This is a genomic window from Pseudoalteromonas sp. CO342X, from assembly GCF_004208915.1.
Classification (GTDB): Bacteria; Pseudomonadota; Gammaproteobacteria; order Enterobacterales; family Alteromonadaceae; genus Pseudoalteromonas; species Pseudoalteromonas maricaloris.
Genome location: NZ_SGPH01000023.1, coordinates 1 through 16,640, shown reverse-complemented (window position 1 = coordinate 16,640; position 16,640 = coordinate 1). Strand labels below are relative to the sequence as shown.

The following is a 16,640-nucleotide window of genomic DNA, read 5'->3' as shown; positions in this document are numbered from 1 at the left end:
TTCCTATGCAAGGGAAGTTTATGCTGGTATAATCCGCCAGCTTCCGCTTTGGCTGAATTAGTGATCGGCTGAAGCATTACTAAACTTATTTTGGAGTTATTATGTCACTAAGCAATCAAGAAAAAGCAGAAATCGTAGCAAAGTTCGCACGCGCAGAAGGTGATACGGGTTCACCAGAAGTACAAGTTGCACTTCTAACTGCTGACATCAACAAGCTACAAGGTCACTTCGCTAACCACAAGCAAGATTTCCACTCACGTCGTGGTCTTCTACGTAAAGTTAGCCAACGTCGTAACCTTCTTGACTACCTAAAAGGCAAGAGCGTTGACCGTTATGCTGCACTAATCAAAGAGCTTGGCCTACGTCGCTAATATTTTTGATTTCTTGTTGGAAATTTATCCAACAGTAAAAAAGGGGCTAATTAGCCCCTTTTTTTGTGGCTGTTCTATCAGTATACTTACAGCCGTTTAAAAATACTTTTAAACAAGCGTCAATCGGATTTCCAATTGTAGTGCTTAAGTAAATTATGGTGAGTTTATTTAAGACTGTGATTGGTCCCCGTTGACGTTGAAAACCATTTAGTAAGGAAAATATTGTGCAAGCAATTATTAAAGAATTTCAACTAGGTCAACACACGGTGACTCTAGAAACAGGTGCTATCGCACGTCAAGCTGACGGCGCAGTACTTGCTAGTATTGGTGATACTTCGGTACTTGTTACTGTTGTAGGAAGAAGAGAAGCGGCTCCTGGCCAAGACTTTTTCCCACTAACGGTTAACTACCAAGAAAAAATGTACGCTGCGGGTCGTATCCCTGGTGGTTTCTTGAAGCGTGAAGGTCGTCCTTCAGACGGTGAAACACTAACAGCTCGTCTAATCGACCGTCCAATTCGTCCTCTTTTCCCAGACGGCTTTGTAAACGAAGTTCAGGTTATCGCGACAGTGGTTTCTGTAAACCCTGAGATCCAACCTGATATCGTTGCTTTGATTGGTACTTCAGCAGCACTAGCTATCTCAGGCATTCCATTCAATGGCCCGCTAGGTGCAGCACGCGTTGGTTTCATCGACGGTCAATACGTACTTAACCCTACGTTAAAAGAGCTAGAGACAAGTAAGCTTGACCTAGTTGTTGCGGGTACTGAAAACGCAGTACTAATGGTTGAATCAGAAGCTGAAGTGTTAACTGAAGAAGAAATGCTTGGAGCTGTTGTATATGGTCACGAGCAATCACAAGCTATCATCAAAGCAATCGAAGAATTCCGTGCTGAAGCTGGTAAAGCTGCATGGGATTGGACAGCACCTGAAAAAGATTTAACACTAGCTGAAAAAGTCGCTGCAATTGCAGAGCAAAAAGTAGGTGATGCTTACCGTATTACTGACAAAGTTGCACGTAAAGAAGCACTTTCTGAAGCAAAAGCAGAAGTCATTGAAAAGCTAGGCGCTGAAGTTGCTGAAGGCGAGTCACTAGACGAGCAAGTGGTAGGTAAAACATTCAGCTCACTTGAGAAGAAAATTGTACGTAGCCGTATCATTGCTGGCGAAAAACGTATCGACGGTCGTGAACCAGATATGGTTCGTGCGCTAGACGTGATGACGGGTGTACTGCCACGTACTCACGGTTCTGCAATCTTTACTCGTGGTGAAACTCAGGCACTTGTAACAGCAACCCTTGGTACTGAGCGTGACGCGCAGATGCTAGACGACCTAACTGGTACTCACAAGCATCACTTTATGCTTCACTATAACTTCCCTCCATTCTGTGTAGGTGAAACGGGTTTTGTAGGGTCTCCTAAGCGTCGTGAAATCGGCCACGGTAACCTAGCTAAGCGTGGTATTGCGGCAGTAATGCCAACACTGGCTGAATTCCCATATTCAGTACGTGTAGTATCTGAAATCACTGAATCAAACGGTTCATCTTCAATGGCATCAGTATGTGGTACTTCACTTGCGCTAATGAACGCTGGTGTTCCAGTTAAAGCGTCAGTTGCTGGTATCGCGATGGGTCTAGTGAAAGAAGGCGAAGATTTCGTTGTACTTTCTGACATTCTTGGTGACGAAGATCACTTAGGTGATATGGACTTCAAAGTAGCGGGTACAGCAAACGGTGTAACTGCACTACAAATGGATATCAAGATTGAAGGTATCACCAAAGAAATCATGCAGATCGCGCTTCGCCAAGCGAAAGCAGCGCGTCTACACATCCTAGGTGTGATGGACCAAGCGATTTCTGCACCTTCTGAAGAGCTATCTGAGTTCGCTCCACGTATCTACACGATGAAGATCCCTGCGAAGAAGATTGCTGAAGTTATCGGTAAAGGTGGTGCAACAATTCGCCAGCTTACTGAAGAAACAGATACAACGATTGAAATTGAAGACGACGGTACTATCAAGATCGCTGCAACGAATGGTAATAGCGCACAAGCTGCTATTTCACGTATCGAAGCGCTTACAGCAGAGCTTGAAGTTGGTACGCTTTACACTGGTAAAGTTATCCGTATCGTAGACTTCGGTGCGTTTGTAAACGTACTTCCTGGTAAAGATGGTCTAGTGCACATCTCACAAATCAGTGAAGAGCGCGTAAATAACGTTTCAGATCACTTAACTGTTGGTCAAGAAGTGAAAGTTAAAGTACTTGAAGTTGACCGCCAAGGCCGTGTTCGCTTAAGTATCAAAGAAGCACAAGAGAAAAAAGCTGAGCAGCCTAAAGAAGAAGGCGCTGAGTAATCTTTGCAATGCTTTGCATAGAATAGAAGTGTAAAGGGGCTGAATAGCCCCTTTTTTTATGCTTTAATGCTGTTTGACTCAAAATGATGAAACAAAACTGAGTTTATCTGGTCAATAGAGAACTAGGCAAAGTTATAGTACATAACCTGAGCTGCGGATAATTAATGCCTTTCTAGCAGAAAGTTTTAGCGCTAACTGCGTTGAATTCACTTCCAATAGCCAGCTATTGGTGCGTAAATTCGCCTTGTTTTCCCTAAAACTCTCTGGCTAGACAAGGAGAAAACTAAGTTGTGCTTTAGCAACAATGAGTTGGAACATTCCTTATCCAAACCTCAGGTTACATAATCAGATTGTTGGTATATCTGTGCAAAGACTCTAAACGGGCAAATGCCATTTAATGAGGAAGGAAATGAAGTTAGCGAAAATAGTTGTGCCATTAGTGCTAATGGGGCTGGTAGGATGTAAAAGCACGCAGCCAGAGGCCACTAAAAACATTGTAAATGTTCCGCTTGCAGTACCACTTCAAGCCAATTTCCGTAATGAGATTGCCATTGCTCGATTTAACGAGTTACTCTTGCAGCCGGATATGGTAAATGAGCAACGCGCGCAGCTGCTATACAATCGCGGTATGCTGTACGATAGCATTGGCTTACAAACGCTTGCTCGTATTGACTTCAATCGTGCCGTAAAAATTAAACCAGATCTCGCGGAAGTGTATAACTTTCTTGGTATTCATCAAACGTTAGAGCAAAACTATGGCCGCGCATATGAAATGTTTGATGCTGTGCTAGAGCTTGACGAGCAACATGAATATGCCTATTTAAATCGTGGTATCGCATTGTATTACGGTGAAAGAGCTGATTTAGCAGTAAAAGATTTTGAAGCCTTTTTGGCGCGTGCTCCAAAAGATGCGTATCGTGCTATGTGGCTGTATATTGCTCAGCAGCAAGTAGACGATGCACTTGCTAAGCAGACATTGGCAGCAAATAGCCAAGCATTAGACCCTGACGAGTGGTCGTCTCAGTTAGTTGCACTGTATTTGGGTACTTTATCTGAAGAAGCATTTCTTGCGCAGATCTCTGAGGGCGTGAGCACCCAAGAAGAGTATGCGCAGCGTCTCTGTGAAGCCTATTTTTATCTGGCTAAGCGATATCAGACCCAAGGGGATTTAGCCTCTGCGATTAGCTATTTTAAGCTCGCGCTGGCAACGAATGTATATGAGTTTGTAGAACATAAATACGCCCGTCTTGAGCTTGATTTACTTGCCCAGTTGAATGACGAACAAGACGCGAGTTAAACACCTTTTTATTTTCGTGCTTATAGGGCTGCTGTTTTCAAGCAGCCCTAATTATGCACACCTCTCTATCGCGCAAAAATCAGCACTTGTCGTCGCCAATCCAAATAGCTATTTTGCCATTGCACCGGTGCTTGAGATGTCACCCTCCCAAGCAAGTACACAATTAGTACGAGTTATTGCAGACCTAAAGCAACCAAGTTGGGAGTTTGAACGGTTACTGCGCGATTTGAGTGCTCAAGAGAAAAATAGCACTAAGCTGCTTTTACTCGATACTTGGTCCCGTTTAAATCGTCAGCAGCGTCAGCAAGTGTCCGAGCAGTTAATATCACTTGGCCGATATCACTTGCTTTATGCGCTTTCAAAGCGTTACGCGTTAAACCCAGAACTCACTTCGTTGCTCGCGGTGTGGCAAGGAAAGTCTGTCACGACATTTTTGAATAACCCCTACTTAAGACAGTTTCACACTCTCTCAGAGCGTCAGCATTCAAGTGCGTCTTGTCAGTTTAATCTTGCATTAATCGCCAGTGATTTAGATGGTTTGCAGCGTTTACAAGTGCTTAAACATGCTTATGAGCAACAACCAGAGCCAGCCAAAGGCGTATATTGTTTATCTAAACCGATATATGCGGCGAATAAGCTCAGTTGTAAGAGGCGAAGGGGATTTGCAATGTGTGACTTACGACACGAGCAGGGCTTGTCGGAATACGATCATCTGGTGTTAATGGCAACGGAAGGACTTGCTAATGTCAGTGGCAAGCACATGACTTTAACCGCCACCAGCACCTACAATACGCTGATACATGAGCTTATGCACTTTAGCGGCTTTGAAGATGAATACCCAATACCAGCCCAAAAAGCAAAATGGCTTTGTGCGACTTCAGGGCAAAAGGCACCAAATCTTTACGTTGGTGACCAAGCACCGAGCAATTGGGTACCGAGTCGCACTTGCGAGTTAGGTAAACTTTCCTCATATAAACCCTCGAATAGTCACTCTTTGCTGGAATATCAATCAATTAAGTTAGATGAAAATTACCGTAAAAGGTGGTTAGCAGTACTGAATTCAAGACGTTTAGAAGATAAAATAGCAGTTAATTCGGCTGAATAGTTTTGAACTTATTCTGAATAGTTTGTTAAGGTTGGCTAAAATAGCACCAGCTAGAAAGTGAAACTCTAGACAACTCAAACACTAATCAAGTATAACAGGGTTCATGTACGTGTGGTTAATGTGTACCGATCGCTCCAACTTGGAAGGGGGATTGTCACATTAATCTAAACGAGCCATAACGACGCAAATAAAAGGTTTCATCTATGACTTTATTTTGGATACCCTTGCTATCCTTAATTGGCAGTTTTATCTCTGCATTTACGGGAAAGCTTTCTCGTAATCAGTCGACTGCTATAACCTTAGTAGCGCCAGCAGTGGCAATTTTACTTGCTGTTGATCTCGCCCCTGCCGTTTTCGCAGGAGAGACTATTCGGTACACATTTGAATGGGTCCCGCTTCTAGATATTAACATCGCGTTTAGACTGGATGGTCTTGCGTTGCTGTTCGTTTTCATGATCTTGGGCATTGGTATGCTGGTTATCTTCTATGCCAGATACTACCTTAGCAGCAATGATTCCATGCCTAAACTTTATGCTTACTTAATGCTCTTTATGACCGCTATGCTTGGTATTGTTATGTCTAATAACGTATTACAGCTGTGGTTATTCTGGGAGCTTACCAGTATTAGTTCATTTTTACTTATTAGCTATTGGTGGCATAAGTCAGAGGCCCGCAAAGGGGCGAAAATGGCACTTGCTATCACTGGCGGTGGCGGCTTAGCACTGCTCGCTGGCTTGATGTTGATAGGAGATATTGTAGGCAGTTATAATCTTGATGTGATTTTATCGAGTCGTGAGCTTATTCAATCCCATGCATTATATGAAGTGGCGTTAATCCTTGTGCTACTGGGCGCATTTACCAAGTCCGCGCAATTTCCATTCCATTTCTGGTTACCGCACGCGATGGCTGCACCAACGCCTGTAAGTGCGTACTTACACTCTGCGACTATGGTGAAAGCTGGAATATTCTTACTGGCGCGCTTTTATCCTGCGCTGGCGGGTACAGAGCTGTGGTTTATTCTCGTTGGCCTAACTGGCTTAGCGACGCTGCTCGTTGGCGCCTATATCGCGTTATTTAAACATGATCTAAAAGGTCTGCTGGCGTTTTCAACGATCAGTCATCTAGGCCTTATTACTTTATTACTTGGTCTGGATACTGAGCTTGCGACTGTTGCGGCGGTTTTCCATATTATTAACCACGCAACGTTTAAGGCCTCTTTATTCATGGCGACGGGGATCATCGACCATGAAACGGGCACTCGTGATATGCGTAAACTTAACGGTATGTGGCGTTTTATGCCCTATACCGCAACGCTTGCGATGGTTGCCGCTTCTGCGATGGCTGGGGTGCCGCTACTTAATGGTTTCTTGTCTAAAGAAATGTTCTTTGCCGAGACGCTACACCAGCAACTTCTGGGCTCTATGTCGTGGTTGATTCCAATTTTGGCGACAATCGCCGGTGCATTCTCTGTTGCGTATTCGGCGCGATTTATTCATGACGTATTCTTCAACGGAGATCCAATTGATTTACCCAAGGAGCCACATGAAGCGCCACGCTATATGCGTTTTCCAATCGAAATCTTGGTCGCTTTATGTTTGATAGTCGGCATGTTCCCTAACTTTATCGTTGATGGCATGTTAAAAACAGCATCAAGTGCGGTATTAGGAGAGGCTGCGCCAACCTTTGAGGTTGCTATTTGGCATGGCTTTAACTTACCACTGCTTATGAGTGGCCTTGCGGTATGTGGTGGTTTATTAATTTATACTCAGCGCAAATACCTATTCCAATTCCAAGCTTCATTACCGCCAATGAACGCTAAGAAAACGTTTGAACGCACTATGTACAACATAGTGTCTTGGAGTCGCGCGCGCGTAAACGCAATAGAAAATGGCTCGTTACAGCGTTATCTGATGTTGATGTTTATCGTTGTGCTGGTGAGTGCAGGCTGGCCATTGTTTGAAATGTCACAGTTAGTGGGTAATTTAGAGCCGACGCCAATTGACGTACATAACGGTATTGGTGCTGGTTTATTAATGATTGGAGCGATTGGCACGGTTATCTGGCATCGTACTCGTATGGTTGCACTGCTGATGATTTCGGTTGTTGGTCTCATGGTGTCGGTTGCCTTTACGCGCTTCTCAGCACCAGATCTGGCGCTTACTCAGTTAACGGTAGAAGTAGTAACCATTATTCTGTTGATGCTTGCGTTATTCTTCTTACCGCAAAGAACGCCGAAGGAGTCTAGTTCTATTCGCGTACTACGTGATATGGGTATTGCTTCAGCAATTGGTGTGATCATCGGAAGTATCAGTTACGCCTTGATCACAAGGCCATTGGATAGTATTTCTGAGTTCTTTATTGCAAACGCCAAAGTTGGCGGTGGTGGGACGAATGTCGTTAACGTTATCTTAGTGGATTTCCGTGGTTTTGATACGCTAGGTGAAATTACCGTGCTGGGAATTGCGGCGCTGGGGATTTATAAGTTGCTGATCAACTTACCACTATTTATGCCAGGTAGTGACAGTGAAGGCAGACCTTGGGCAAAAGAGAGATATCCGTTACTGCTGGCAAGTATTTCACAAAGCTTATTGCCTTTGGCATTGCTGGTTTCGGTTTATATTTTCTTGCGCGGCCACAATCTACCGGGTGGTGGATTTATCGCGGGCCTAATCACGGCGATAGCCTTTATTTTACAATATATTGCTCATGGCTCGAATTGGATTGCAGAGCGCTTTGATGTCAATTACCGCAAGATTATCGCAACGGGTATCGCTATTTCTCTAGCAACCGGTGTGGGAAGTTGGTTCTTTGGCAAACCATTCTTAACCTCATGGTTTGATTATTTTGATATCCCATTGGTAGGTAAAACTGAGTTGGCAAGTGCCATCGCATTCGACCTTGGTGTTTATATCACCGTGGTAGGTGCAACGCTGATGATTTTGGCGAGCCTAGGTAAAGTAACGGCAAATGCGCCCAAAGAAGAGGTGAATATTTAATGGAATTGCTTTATGCATCGTGCGTGGGCTTGCTAGTAGCCTGTGGCGTATTTTTGATTCTACGAGCAAGAACATTCCCTGTTGTTCTTGGTTTAACTATGTTGTCTTATGCGGTCAACTTGTTTTTGTTCGCATCGGGTAGATTGACCTTAAACAAAGCAGCAGTGCTTGGTTATAGCAGTGAGTATGCAGATCCACTGCCTCAAGCTTTGGTATTGACGGCAATTGTTATCGGGTTCGCGATGACGGCATTTGTCGTGATCTTAGCTATTCGCGGTCGTTCTGATTTGGGTAATGACCATGTAAATGGCATTGTTCCTGACAAAAAGGGTAAAGCATGATCCAACATTTGACTTCTTTACCTATTTTATTACCTATGTTGGCAGGGGTGATCCTGCTGATGCCACCGTGTGGTAAAAACTTAGCGATTAGGCGTAAAGTTTCAGTACTTATGTCGCTAATTACGTTTGCAGTTTGTGCCTCACTTTTACTACATGTTCAGCAGTCTGGCATTCAGGTTTATGCGATTGGTAACTGGCAAGCGCCATTTGGTATTGTGTTAGTTGCTGATCAACTTTCTACTCTGTTAGTCAGCTTAACCGCGTTGTTGTGTTTTGTGTGTTCGCTGTATAGCTGTGCTGGAGATGACGAAAGAGGAAGTTTCTTCCATCCGTTACTGCACTTTTTGGTGATGGGGGTAAACGGCGCCTTCTTAACTGGTGACGCCTTCAACTTATTTGTATTCTTTGAGATTTTGTTGATAGCGTCTTATGCGTTGTTAATGCATGGTGGTGACAAGCATAATACCCGTGCTTCATTGCAATACGTGATCCTAAATCTTGTGGGTTCTTCGGTATTTTTGATTGCATTAGGTATCTTGTACGGTGTACTTGGTACTCTGAACATGGCGGATATGGCATATAAGATCACCTTCTTACAAGGAGATGATGTTTATCTTGCTAAGATTGGCGGCTTGTTATTATTGGTTGTATTTGCGCTAAAAGGCGCCTTGTTACCGCTTCATCTATGGCTGCCAAACACCTATGCAACCGCGTTACCTGTAGTAGCTGCTTTATTCGCAATCATGACTAAAGTGGGTGTGTATTCCATGATGCGTGTGTATACACTGATTTTTGGCGATCAAGCTGGTGAATTAAGTCATATGGCACAAGAGTGGCTATGGTGGCTCGCTCTGGCGACTATCGTCATGGGTGGGATCGGTGTACTTGCTAGTCAAGATTTGCGTAAGCTGTCTGCAAATTTAGTGGTGGTGTCAGTTGGTACCTTAGTGGCATTAGTCGCCGTACAAACGGTAAATAGCAGCGCTGCAGCCATTTACTACTTAGTGCACTCGACGTTAGTGTCTGCTGCTTTGTTCTTACTCGCTGACTTAGTGGGGAAACAAAGGGGTAAAGTTGCTGACAGGATCACCGCGGGTCGCCCAGTAGTTCAACCTATGTTACTTGGCATCATGTTTGCGATTGCGGCAATCACTGTGATTGGTATGCCGCCGTTATCAGGCTTTATTGGCAAAGTATGGATCTTAAAGTCGACCATCGAGTCGAGCCACACATACTGGTTTTGGGCGGTGTATTTATTAGTAAGCTTGGCGGTATTAGTCAGTGTCTCAAAAGCAGGTAGCACTGTGTTTTGGCATCATACGGGTAAAGTCGATACACAATCGGCAGAAAAAGCGCATCCTGCCCAAATTATCGCAATTCTTACTTTGATAACTTGTGCGCCGTTAATGGTGATTTTTGCCGGTCCATTGACTGATTACGCATTGTCGGCAGCCGACTCTTTGCACGACTTTTCTAGCATGACGAATGCTGTGTTAAAAGGAGCGAAATAGATGCGTTTAGAAGCAAGATTTAAATGGCTACCAACTCCATTTCGCAGCTTACTGCTATTTACCGTATGGTTATTGCTGAATAATAGTGTGTCAGCTGGGCATATTATTCTCGCGACTATTCTAGCGATTGTGATCCCGCTGATTACCTATCGGTTTAGAACTAAGCAGCCATTGATCATTAAGCCATGGCGTGCGTTTACTCATTTGTTGTTGGTGCTTTACGATATCATTACCGCCAACGTTGAGGTTGCGATAAAGATCTTAGGACCAACGAAGAAATTACGCCCCGGTTTCGTGTTGGTGCCGCTCGATATAGATCAAGCTATGCCAATCACTATTTTAGCCAGCACGGTATCTTTAACTCCTGGCACCGTCAGTGCTGAGGTATACCCTTGGCCTGAGTCTGTAAAAAGTGGCGAAAAACCAGAACGTAAATACTTATTGATCCACGTGTTAGATCTTACGGATGAGCAGGCGTTGATTGATACTATTAAATCTCGTTATGAAGCGCCATTGAAGGAGATTTTTGAATGCTAGAAACTGTAATTCTGATCGTCTTTGCGATGATAGGTGTATCACTTTTGCTAAATCTTTGGCGTTTGGTTGTTGGACCTTCAATTCCAGATAGAATTTTAGCGCTCGATACCATGTATATAAATACCATTGCGCTTATTATTCTTTATGGAATGAGTATGGGGACTGCATTGTACTTTGAAGCCGCATTACTAATAGCAATGCTTGGTTTTGTAAGTACGGTTGCGGTATGTAAGTATTTGCTACGCGGCGACATCATAGAATAGGAGAGCGATATGTCGGAATGGATAATTTCCATTTTATTACTGTTAGGTGGTGCGTTTGTATTGATAGGCTCTATTGGTCTTGTGAAAATGCCTGACTTTTTTATGCGTCTCCACGGTCCTACAAAGGCCACAACGCTTGGAATGGCGTGCTTATTGACCTCGGCAATGGTGTATTTTAGTACCACGACTGATGGTGTGAGTGTAAAGGAAATCTTGATTTCAATATTTTTGCTGCTCACAGCCCCTATTTCTGGATATATGCTGATTAAGTCAGCAATACATCACCGCTTGCCGAGTAATGAAAAGACGACAGGCAAAGACAAGATAAAAAAATAGTGCTTCGGCGCTATTTTTTTTACCCATCACTTTATAATTTATTCCCTAAATAATCCCACTCAAGCATCATAAATTTCAGTACGTTATTAAATTTTTTGCTACAGTTAAAAAAGACTTCATAGTCGCCGATAAAAATAGGGGTCACTCGTTTTATCAAGTTGATGATGAACGTGCAGTGCAATTTGTTTGCATACTAAGTCTAAAAACTGGGAATGTTATGAAACAAGCTTCGATTAAAAACAAACTCTTATTCTTTGTAACAGCATTAGTAACGAGTTTGGTTGTTATATTAGTGACAACAATGTGGTTTCACCTTGCAGCAGAAAATACCAAGCAAAGTGAAGGGGTCCAACAAGCGATTTATGATGAAATATCCCAAGGTCTTATCGCTAAAGGCAATCAATATGGGCAACGTGTGGCTGGCTTTATCAATGAAGCCTATCGTGTTCCTTATACTTTGGCGGGTGTACTATCTCATACCGCCGAGCAGGATCCTCTGAGCCGTGAACAAGTGCAAGAAATTGTCAATGGTGCGCTAAAGCAAAATCGCTTTGTGTCTTCTATGTATGCACAGTTTGAACCGAATGGTTACGATGGCAATGATGCCAGTAATCAAGGTGGTTCGAGTCACTCTGTGCCGGGTGCTGGTACCTTAGAGCTCTACTTTACTCAAGAAGCCAATGGTCCGATGCAACAAAAAGTTGAGTCGGCAGAAGAAAAATATGCCGATGCAATCAATGAGTTTGGCCTACGAGAAGCCGAGTGGTATCTGTGCGCAAAAGATAAAGTAGCGCCGTGTATCATGGAGCCCTATTTATATGAAATTTCTCCGGGCAACAAAATGCTGATGACCTCATTGACCACGCCAGTCGTGGTCAATCGTCAATTTAGAGGCTTAGTGGGCGTAGATGTAAATTTGCCGATTTTTCAAACTATGGTCGACGAGCTCTCAAACTCGCTTTACTCAGGAGCCGCTAAGGTAACCTTGTTAAGTGAGCTGGGTCTTGTTGTGGGTTCTAGTCACTACAAAAATTTAGCCCGCCCACTTGCTGAGTCGACAAAGTCAGATAGGGCTGAGGTGTTAAAATCGCTGCACACAGGTTCAGGGATTAAAGAGCTTGGTGAAGATTTAGTCGTAGCAGTACCTATCAACATTGCGTTGCCAAACACCACTTGGTCTCTGGTAATCGAACTGCCTAAGGCAATTGCACTGAGTTCTGCTACAACGCTGCAAAGCCAGCTGGAGGAGTCGACAAACTCCGTTGGTCGCTGGATGCTCATTATCGGTATCGTTATTGCTGTTATTGGCATTGCCATTGCGGTGGTATTAGTGAACACAATTATTGGTCCGCTTACGCATATTCAGGAGCGGGTAGAGAACTTAGCTTCTAGCGAAGGCGATTTAACGCATGAACTAGAAGTGAGTCATCATGCTGAGTTGATTGCCTTGGCACATGGCTTTAACCGCTTTACTGATAAACTACGAAAGATGATTGATGACCTCAAAGGTCTTGCTGAATCTTCCTACGAGCAGTCGCATCGAACAACAGAAGCCGCGATAAACATCAAAAACAAAGTCGCTAATCAGCACTTAGAAATAGATAGCGTAGTTACTGCAATTAACGAACTCAGTGCAACTGCTTCAGAGGTGGCTCGGGCATCGGAAAAAGCGGCTGCAAGTACGAATCAGGCCGCAGATCAAGTTCAGCAAAGCGAACAAAGCATCATTAAAACGACCGAAACGGTGCAATCAATGGCGGATCAAGTCATTGATGCAAAACAAGCGGTCGTGAAGGTATCTGAGCGCAGTGATGATATTTCTAAAATACTAGAAGTGATCAGAGCTATTGCAGAGCAAACTAATTTACTGGCCTTAAACGCGGCAATTGAAGCGGCAAGGGCAGGGGAGCAAGGGCGTGGTTTTGCGGTTGTTGCAGATGAAGTTCGAGCTTTGGCGTCAAAAACACAAGCATCGACGGACGACATTAGTAAACTAATAGATAACCTACAGAGTGAAGTCGCGAACTCAGGCCGGATCATTGAGAGTTCTGTGCAGCTAGGTGAAGACGCAGTGAGTTATTGCCAAGAATCGGCTAGGTTAATGAGTACGCTAGTTGCTGAGCTGACAAGCATTTCTAACGAAGTAACACAAATTGCTACGGCTGCGGAAGAGCAAAGTATGGTTACCGAAGAAATTAATACGAATACGACGGGCATTTCAGATGCCGCTGCTGAGCTTTCGAAGTTCGCAGATGAAGTAGAGCAAGCAGCCAGTTCAATGACGCTGATAGTCGAACAAAAACACAAGCAACTTAATTTATTAAGAACGTAAGTTTGTTGGTTTGCAAAGAGACTGGAGACAGTCTCTTTGCAGCTATGGTGTTTTTCGTCAAAATTCACTATGATAACTGTATCTATATACAGTTAAGCTAATCATGAAACTCTATATCGCAGAAAAACCCTCTTTAGGCCGAGCAATCGCCGATGTCTTACCAAAACCACATAAAAAACAAGATGGTTATATAGAAGTCGCGAATGGTGATGTGGTTTCTTGGTGTATAGGTCACCTGTTGGAACAAGCAGAACCTGAAGACTACGACGTCAAATACAAAAAATGGCAGTTTCATGATCTACCAATCGTGCCGACTCAATGGCAGTTCAAAGCAAAGCCAAAAACAAAAAAGCAGCTTAGCACTTTAAAAAAGTTACTCACAAAAGCCGATGAAATCTACCATGCTGGAGATCCTGATCGAGAAGGGCAATTGCTCGTGGACGAAGTATTTCAATTTGTAAACTTGCCTGAACGGAAAAGAGCAACGATCCGACGCTTGTTGATCAGTGATTTAAACCCACAAGCTGTGAAAAAGGCATTGGCTTCGACACGTTCTAATCAAGAATTTGTTCCTTTAAGTGTATCTGCACTTGCAAGAGCTAGAGCGGATTGGCTATTTGGGATGAATTTAACCAGAGCATTTACGTTGGCCGGGCAAAAAGCGGGAGTGAATACTGTTTTGTCGGTTGGCAGAGTGCAAACTCCGGTACTTGGTTTGGTTGTTAGAAGAGATCTAGAAATAGAGAACTTTGTATCTAAACCATTTTATGAGGTGATTGCACACATCAATAAACCAAATTGGGGTGTTTTTGAAGCTAAGTGGGTACCAAGTGAAGCATGTAAGCCCTATATGGACGAAGATGGGCGTGTTCTGGTTAAGGCCTTAGCCGAAAACGTTGCGGATCGGATCAGTCAAAAGCAAGCAACAATAAATAAGGTTGAAACAAAACCAAAAAAGATAAACCCGCCGTTACCCTATAACCTTTCTTCTTTGCAGATTGACGCAAATAAGCGCTACGGTTTATCGGCTCAGCAAGTGTTGGATATTTGTCAGGCACTTTATGAGAAACATAAATTGATCACTTACCCTAGATCAGATAACCGTTATCTACCACAAGAACATTTTGTTGAAAGAGAGCAAGTCATTGCGGCTGCCGAGCACAATCAGGGAATAGAAAGTAAGTTTATTAAGTTAGCTGACATGAATCTAAAAGGAGCGTGTTGGAATGATAAAAAGGTAGAAGCGCATCACGCTATCATTCCAACCACTAAAAAGCTCCGCAGTGCTCAGCTTGGGCATAGAGAGTTGCAGGTCTATCAACTTATCTCTGTACAATACCTTGCACAATTCTTTCACCCCTACCGCTACAACGAAACTAAAGTGGAGTTGGAGATTAGTGGTGGTCAATTCAAAGCACAAGCGAAGCAAATAACAGATCAAGGGTTCAAGATACTGTTTAAAGGCCATGAGATAGAAAAAGAAAGCCTATTGCCGGAGTTACAGGTAGGAGAGCAGCTTTTATGCGAGAAAGGTGAAGTTAAAGAAAAACAAACTCAGCCGCCAAAGCATTACACTGAAGCCACCTTATTAGGTGCGATGACAGGTATTGCACGGTTTGTTTCCGATCAATCTATCAAAAAGGTATTGAAAGACACTGACGGGCTTGGCACTGAGGCGACGCGGGCTGGAATTATTGAGCTTTTGTTTAGACGGCAGTTTCTTAGACGAGAAGGAAAGACGATATATTCTACGGCGCTGGGAAAAGCATTTATTCAAACCCTACCTGAGTCACTTTCATTACCAGACAGAACTGCGCTCTGGGAGTCATTGCTCGGAAAGATCGCCAATAAGGAAACGTCGTATAATCAATTTATGCAACCGCTTTGTGATGAGTTAGGTGGATTTATTGACAGCGCTCAGTCTATCAATACGAATGCACTGAAAGGTGTTCCTGTACCTGCATTTAAAAAACGTGGGGCAAGAAAGGGGAAATTTACCCGAAAGAGAAAGCCAAGCTCTGCATAATTGTTTTCTTGGCTTGGTTGTAAATTCAGATAGTGTCACTATATCAACCATATTAATTACTCAGACAGAAAATAGAAGATGAGCAATAAAATCCAACTAACCCCTGAAAACATTCAGCAAGTAATAACCGATCCAAATCCAGAGAAAGTGTTATTGCTGACCTTTTATAGCAATCAAAATCCTGAATGTGTTCAGCAAGACCAAATATTGGAGAGGATAGCGGCAGCTTATAGTGAGCATATAACCGTAGGCGTTATTGATTGTGATGTCCAACAAGCTCTTGCATCTCAACTCGCTCAGCAAATTAGTTTACAAGCTTTGCCAACGATTGTGATTTTAAAAGGTGGTGCGCCAGTAGATATGCTGGCAGGGGCAAAAACAGAAGAAGAAATTAAAGAAGCTTTGTCTGAGCATTTGCCATCACCTGAAGTTATTTTACTTGATCAAGCGAAGCAATTCCTCGCAAGCGGCGACCTAAATAATGCTTTTGGTTATGCGAAGAAGGCATACGACATTGACAGTAGTAACACTCGGGTTAAGTTGGTGTTTGCGGATATCTGTATGCAAATTCAAAAATTTGATGAAGCTCAAGCGTTATTAGATTCTATAAATGAAGAACAGCGAGACCCGTATTACCACAATTTAGTCGCTAAATTGGCGCAAGCTGCGGCTGCACAAGATTCACCAGAGGTAAAGCGTCTAGAGCAAGCGGTGGAAGCTGAGCCTGATTCATTAGACTTACGTTGTCAGCTAGCTCAAGCTCAGTTAGATGTGGGTAAAAAAGAAGAAGCATTGGCAAGTCTACTTATGGTGCTTAAGAAAGATATGAACTACGGTGAAGCCAAAAAGGGCTTTTTAGATATTATCGCTTCGCTTCCTGATGGCGATAGTGTTGCTTCAGCATATCGACGAAAGCTATATAGTCTTCTTTACTAAAAGAATAGATAGTTGAATACCAAGATACAGGTGAAAATTTCTTCAACTGTATCTTGCATCCTCCCAAATTTGATCAATACTTATGATCCTTTCGCGAAAACTGGTGACAGTTTTATGAAGAAAATATTTCATTAATGTGGTTTTTAAGTGGTTTTGTGTGTTTTTTGCTCGAACAAACGTTTTTTCGCAATTTTCTTTAAAAAAAGGGTTGCACTAAAATCGGATCGCCCTATAATGC

The 16,640-nt window shown here is 43.2% G+C and carries 13 protein-coding genes; all 13 read left to right on the top strand.

Annotated elements, in window-relative coordinates; genetic code table 11:
• Positions 1-101 precede the first annotated feature (101 nt).
• The 13 genes from rpsO to EXT47_RS12150 all read left to right on the top strand — a co-directional run bounded on the left by rpsO (position 102) and on the right by EXT47_RS12150 (position 16,402).
• Positions 102-371 (top strand): 30S ribosomal protein S15, encoded by a 270-nt coding sequence (rpsO, locus tag EXT47_RS12210; RefSeq protein WP_010370825.1) that lies wholly within the window; start codon positions 102-104, stop codon positions 369-371.
• A gap of 224 nt (positions 372-595) precedes the next feature.
• A complete protein-coding gene (gene pnp / locus EXT47_RS12205; RefSeq protein ID WP_010370826.1) occupies positions 596-2,722 on the top strand; it encodes a polyribonucleotide nucleotidyltransferase in 2,127 nt (708 codons plus the stop codon).
• Positions 2,723-3,131: 409 nt separating this feature from the next.
• Entirely contained in the window at positions 3,132-4,019 is an 888-nt protein-coding gene (gene nlpI, locus EXT47_RS12200) for a lipoprotein NlpI (RefSeq protein WP_130126694.1), read from the top strand.
• On the top strand, positions 3,997-5,124 hold the full coding sequence (locus EXT47_RS12195; protein WP_130126693.1) for a hypothetical protein: 1,128 nt from the start codon (positions 3,997-3,999) through the stop codon (positions 5,122-5,124). Before nlpI ends, EXT47_RS12195 begins: the two co-directional genes overlap by 23 nt.
• Positions 5,125-5,327: 203 nt before the next feature.
• Positions 5,328-8,120, top strand: coding sequence for a monovalent cation/H+ antiporter subunit A (locus EXT47_RS12190; protein WP_017217780.1), 2,793 nt, complete (start codon positions 5,328-5,330; stop codon positions 8,118-8,120).
• Positions 8,120-8,461 (top strand): Na+/H+ antiporter subunit C, encoded by a 342-nt coding sequence (locus tag EXT47_RS12185; RefSeq protein WP_010370832.1) that lies wholly within the window; start codon positions 8,120-8,122, stop codon positions 8,459-8,461. Before EXT47_RS12190 ends, EXT47_RS12185 begins: the two co-directional genes overlap by 1 nt.
• A complete protein-coding gene (locus tag EXT47_RS12180; RefSeq protein WP_010370834.1) occupies positions 8,458-9,972 on the top strand; it encodes a monovalent cation/H+ antiporter subunit D in 1,515 nt (504 codons plus the stop codon). Before EXT47_RS12185 ends, EXT47_RS12180 begins: the two co-directional genes overlap by 4 nt.
• Positions 9,973-10,509 carry a Na+/H+ antiporter subunit E gene (locus tag EXT47_RS12175; protein WP_039492212.1) on the top strand — a complete coding sequence of 179 codons (537 nt, stop codon included), beginning with the start codon at positions 9,973-9,975 and terminating at the stop codon, positions 10,507-10,509.
• Positions 10,503-10,772 (top strand): K+/H+ antiporter subunit F, encoded by a 270-nt coding sequence (locus EXT47_RS12170; protein WP_010370838.1) that lies wholly within the window; start codon positions 10,503-10,505, stop codon positions 10,770-10,772. The genes EXT47_RS12175 and EXT47_RS12170 overlap by 7 nt, the downstream gene beginning before the upstream one ends.
• A 9-nt stretch (positions 10,773-10,781) precedes the next feature.
• Positions 10,782-11,108, top strand: coding sequence for a Na+/H+ antiporter subunit G (locus tag EXT47_RS12165; RefSeq protein ID WP_010370840.1), 327 nt, complete (start codon positions 10,782-10,784; stop codon positions 11,106-11,108).
• 217 nt (positions 11,109-11,325) lie between these two features.
• Positions 11,326-13,440 carry a methyl-accepting chemotaxis protein gene (locus EXT47_RS12160; protein ID WP_039492214.1) on the top strand — a complete coding sequence of 705 codons (2,115 nt, stop codon included), beginning with the start codon at positions 11,326-11,328 and terminating at the stop codon, positions 13,438-13,440.
• A gap of 103 nt (positions 13,441-13,543) precedes the next feature.
• Positions 13,544-15,466: a DNA topoisomerase III gene (locus EXT47_RS12155; protein WP_130126692.1), complete on the top strand. Its 1,923-nt coding sequence runs from the start codon at positions 13,544-13,546 to the stop codon at positions 15,464-15,466.
• 78 nt (positions 15,467-15,544) lie between these two features.
• A complete protein-coding gene (locus tag EXT47_RS12150) occupies positions 15,545-16,402 on the top strand; it encodes a tetratricopeptide repeat protein (protein ID WP_130126691.1) in 858 nt (285 codons plus the stop codon).
• The last annotated feature ends 238 nt before the right edge of the window (positions 16,403-16,640 follow it).

Excerpts from the sequence above, each read along its gene's own strand:
- EXT47_RS12150 (WP_130126691.1), top strand. The coding sequence starts at position 15,545 with ATGAGCAATAAAATCCAACTAACCCCTGAAAACATTCAGCAAGTAATA.
- EXT47_RS12170 (WP_010370838.1), top strand. The coding sequence starts at position 10,503 with ATGCTAGAAACTGTAATTCTGATCGTCTTTGCGATGATAGGTGTATCA.
- EXT47_RS12195 (WP_130126693.1), top strand. The coding sequence starts at position 3,997 with ATGACGAACAAGACGCGAGTTAAACACCTTTTTATTTTCGTGCTTATA.
- EXT47_RS12160 (WP_039492214.1), top strand. The coding sequence starts at position 11,326 with ATGAAACAAGCTTCGATTAAAAACAAACTCTTATTCTTTGTAACAGCA.
- EXT47_RS12155 (WP_130126692.1), top strand. The coding sequence starts at position 13,544 with ATGAAACTCTATATCGCAGAAAAACCCTCTTTAGGCCGAGCAATCGCC.
- rpsO (WP_010370825.1), top strand. The coding sequence starts at position 102 with ATGTCACTAAGCAATCAAGAAAAAGCAGAAATCGTAGCAAAGTTCGCA.
- EXT47_RS12185 (WP_010370832.1), top strand. The coding sequence starts at position 8,120 with ATGGAATTGCTTTATGCATCGTGCGTGGGCTTGCTAGTAGCCTGTGGC.
- EXT47_RS12190 (WP_017217780.1), top strand. The coding sequence starts at position 5,328 with ATGACTTTATTTTGGATACCCTTGCTATCCTTAATTGGCAGTTTTATC.
- EXT47_RS12165 (WP_010370840.1), top strand. The coding sequence starts at position 10,782 with ATGTCGGAATGGATAATTTCCATTTTATTACTGTTAGGTGGTGCGTTT.
- nlpI (WP_130126694.1), top strand. The coding sequence starts at position 3,132 with ATGAAGTTAGCGAAAATAGTTGTGCCATTAGTGCTAATGGGGCTGGTA.
- EXT47_RS12180 (WP_010370834.1), top strand. The coding sequence starts at position 8,458 with ATGATCCAACATTTGACTTCTTTACCTATTTTATTACCTATGTTGGCA.
- EXT47_RS12175 (WP_039492212.1), top strand. The coding sequence starts at position 9,973 with ATGCGTTTAGAAGCAAGATTTAAATGGCTACCAACTCCATTTCGCAGC.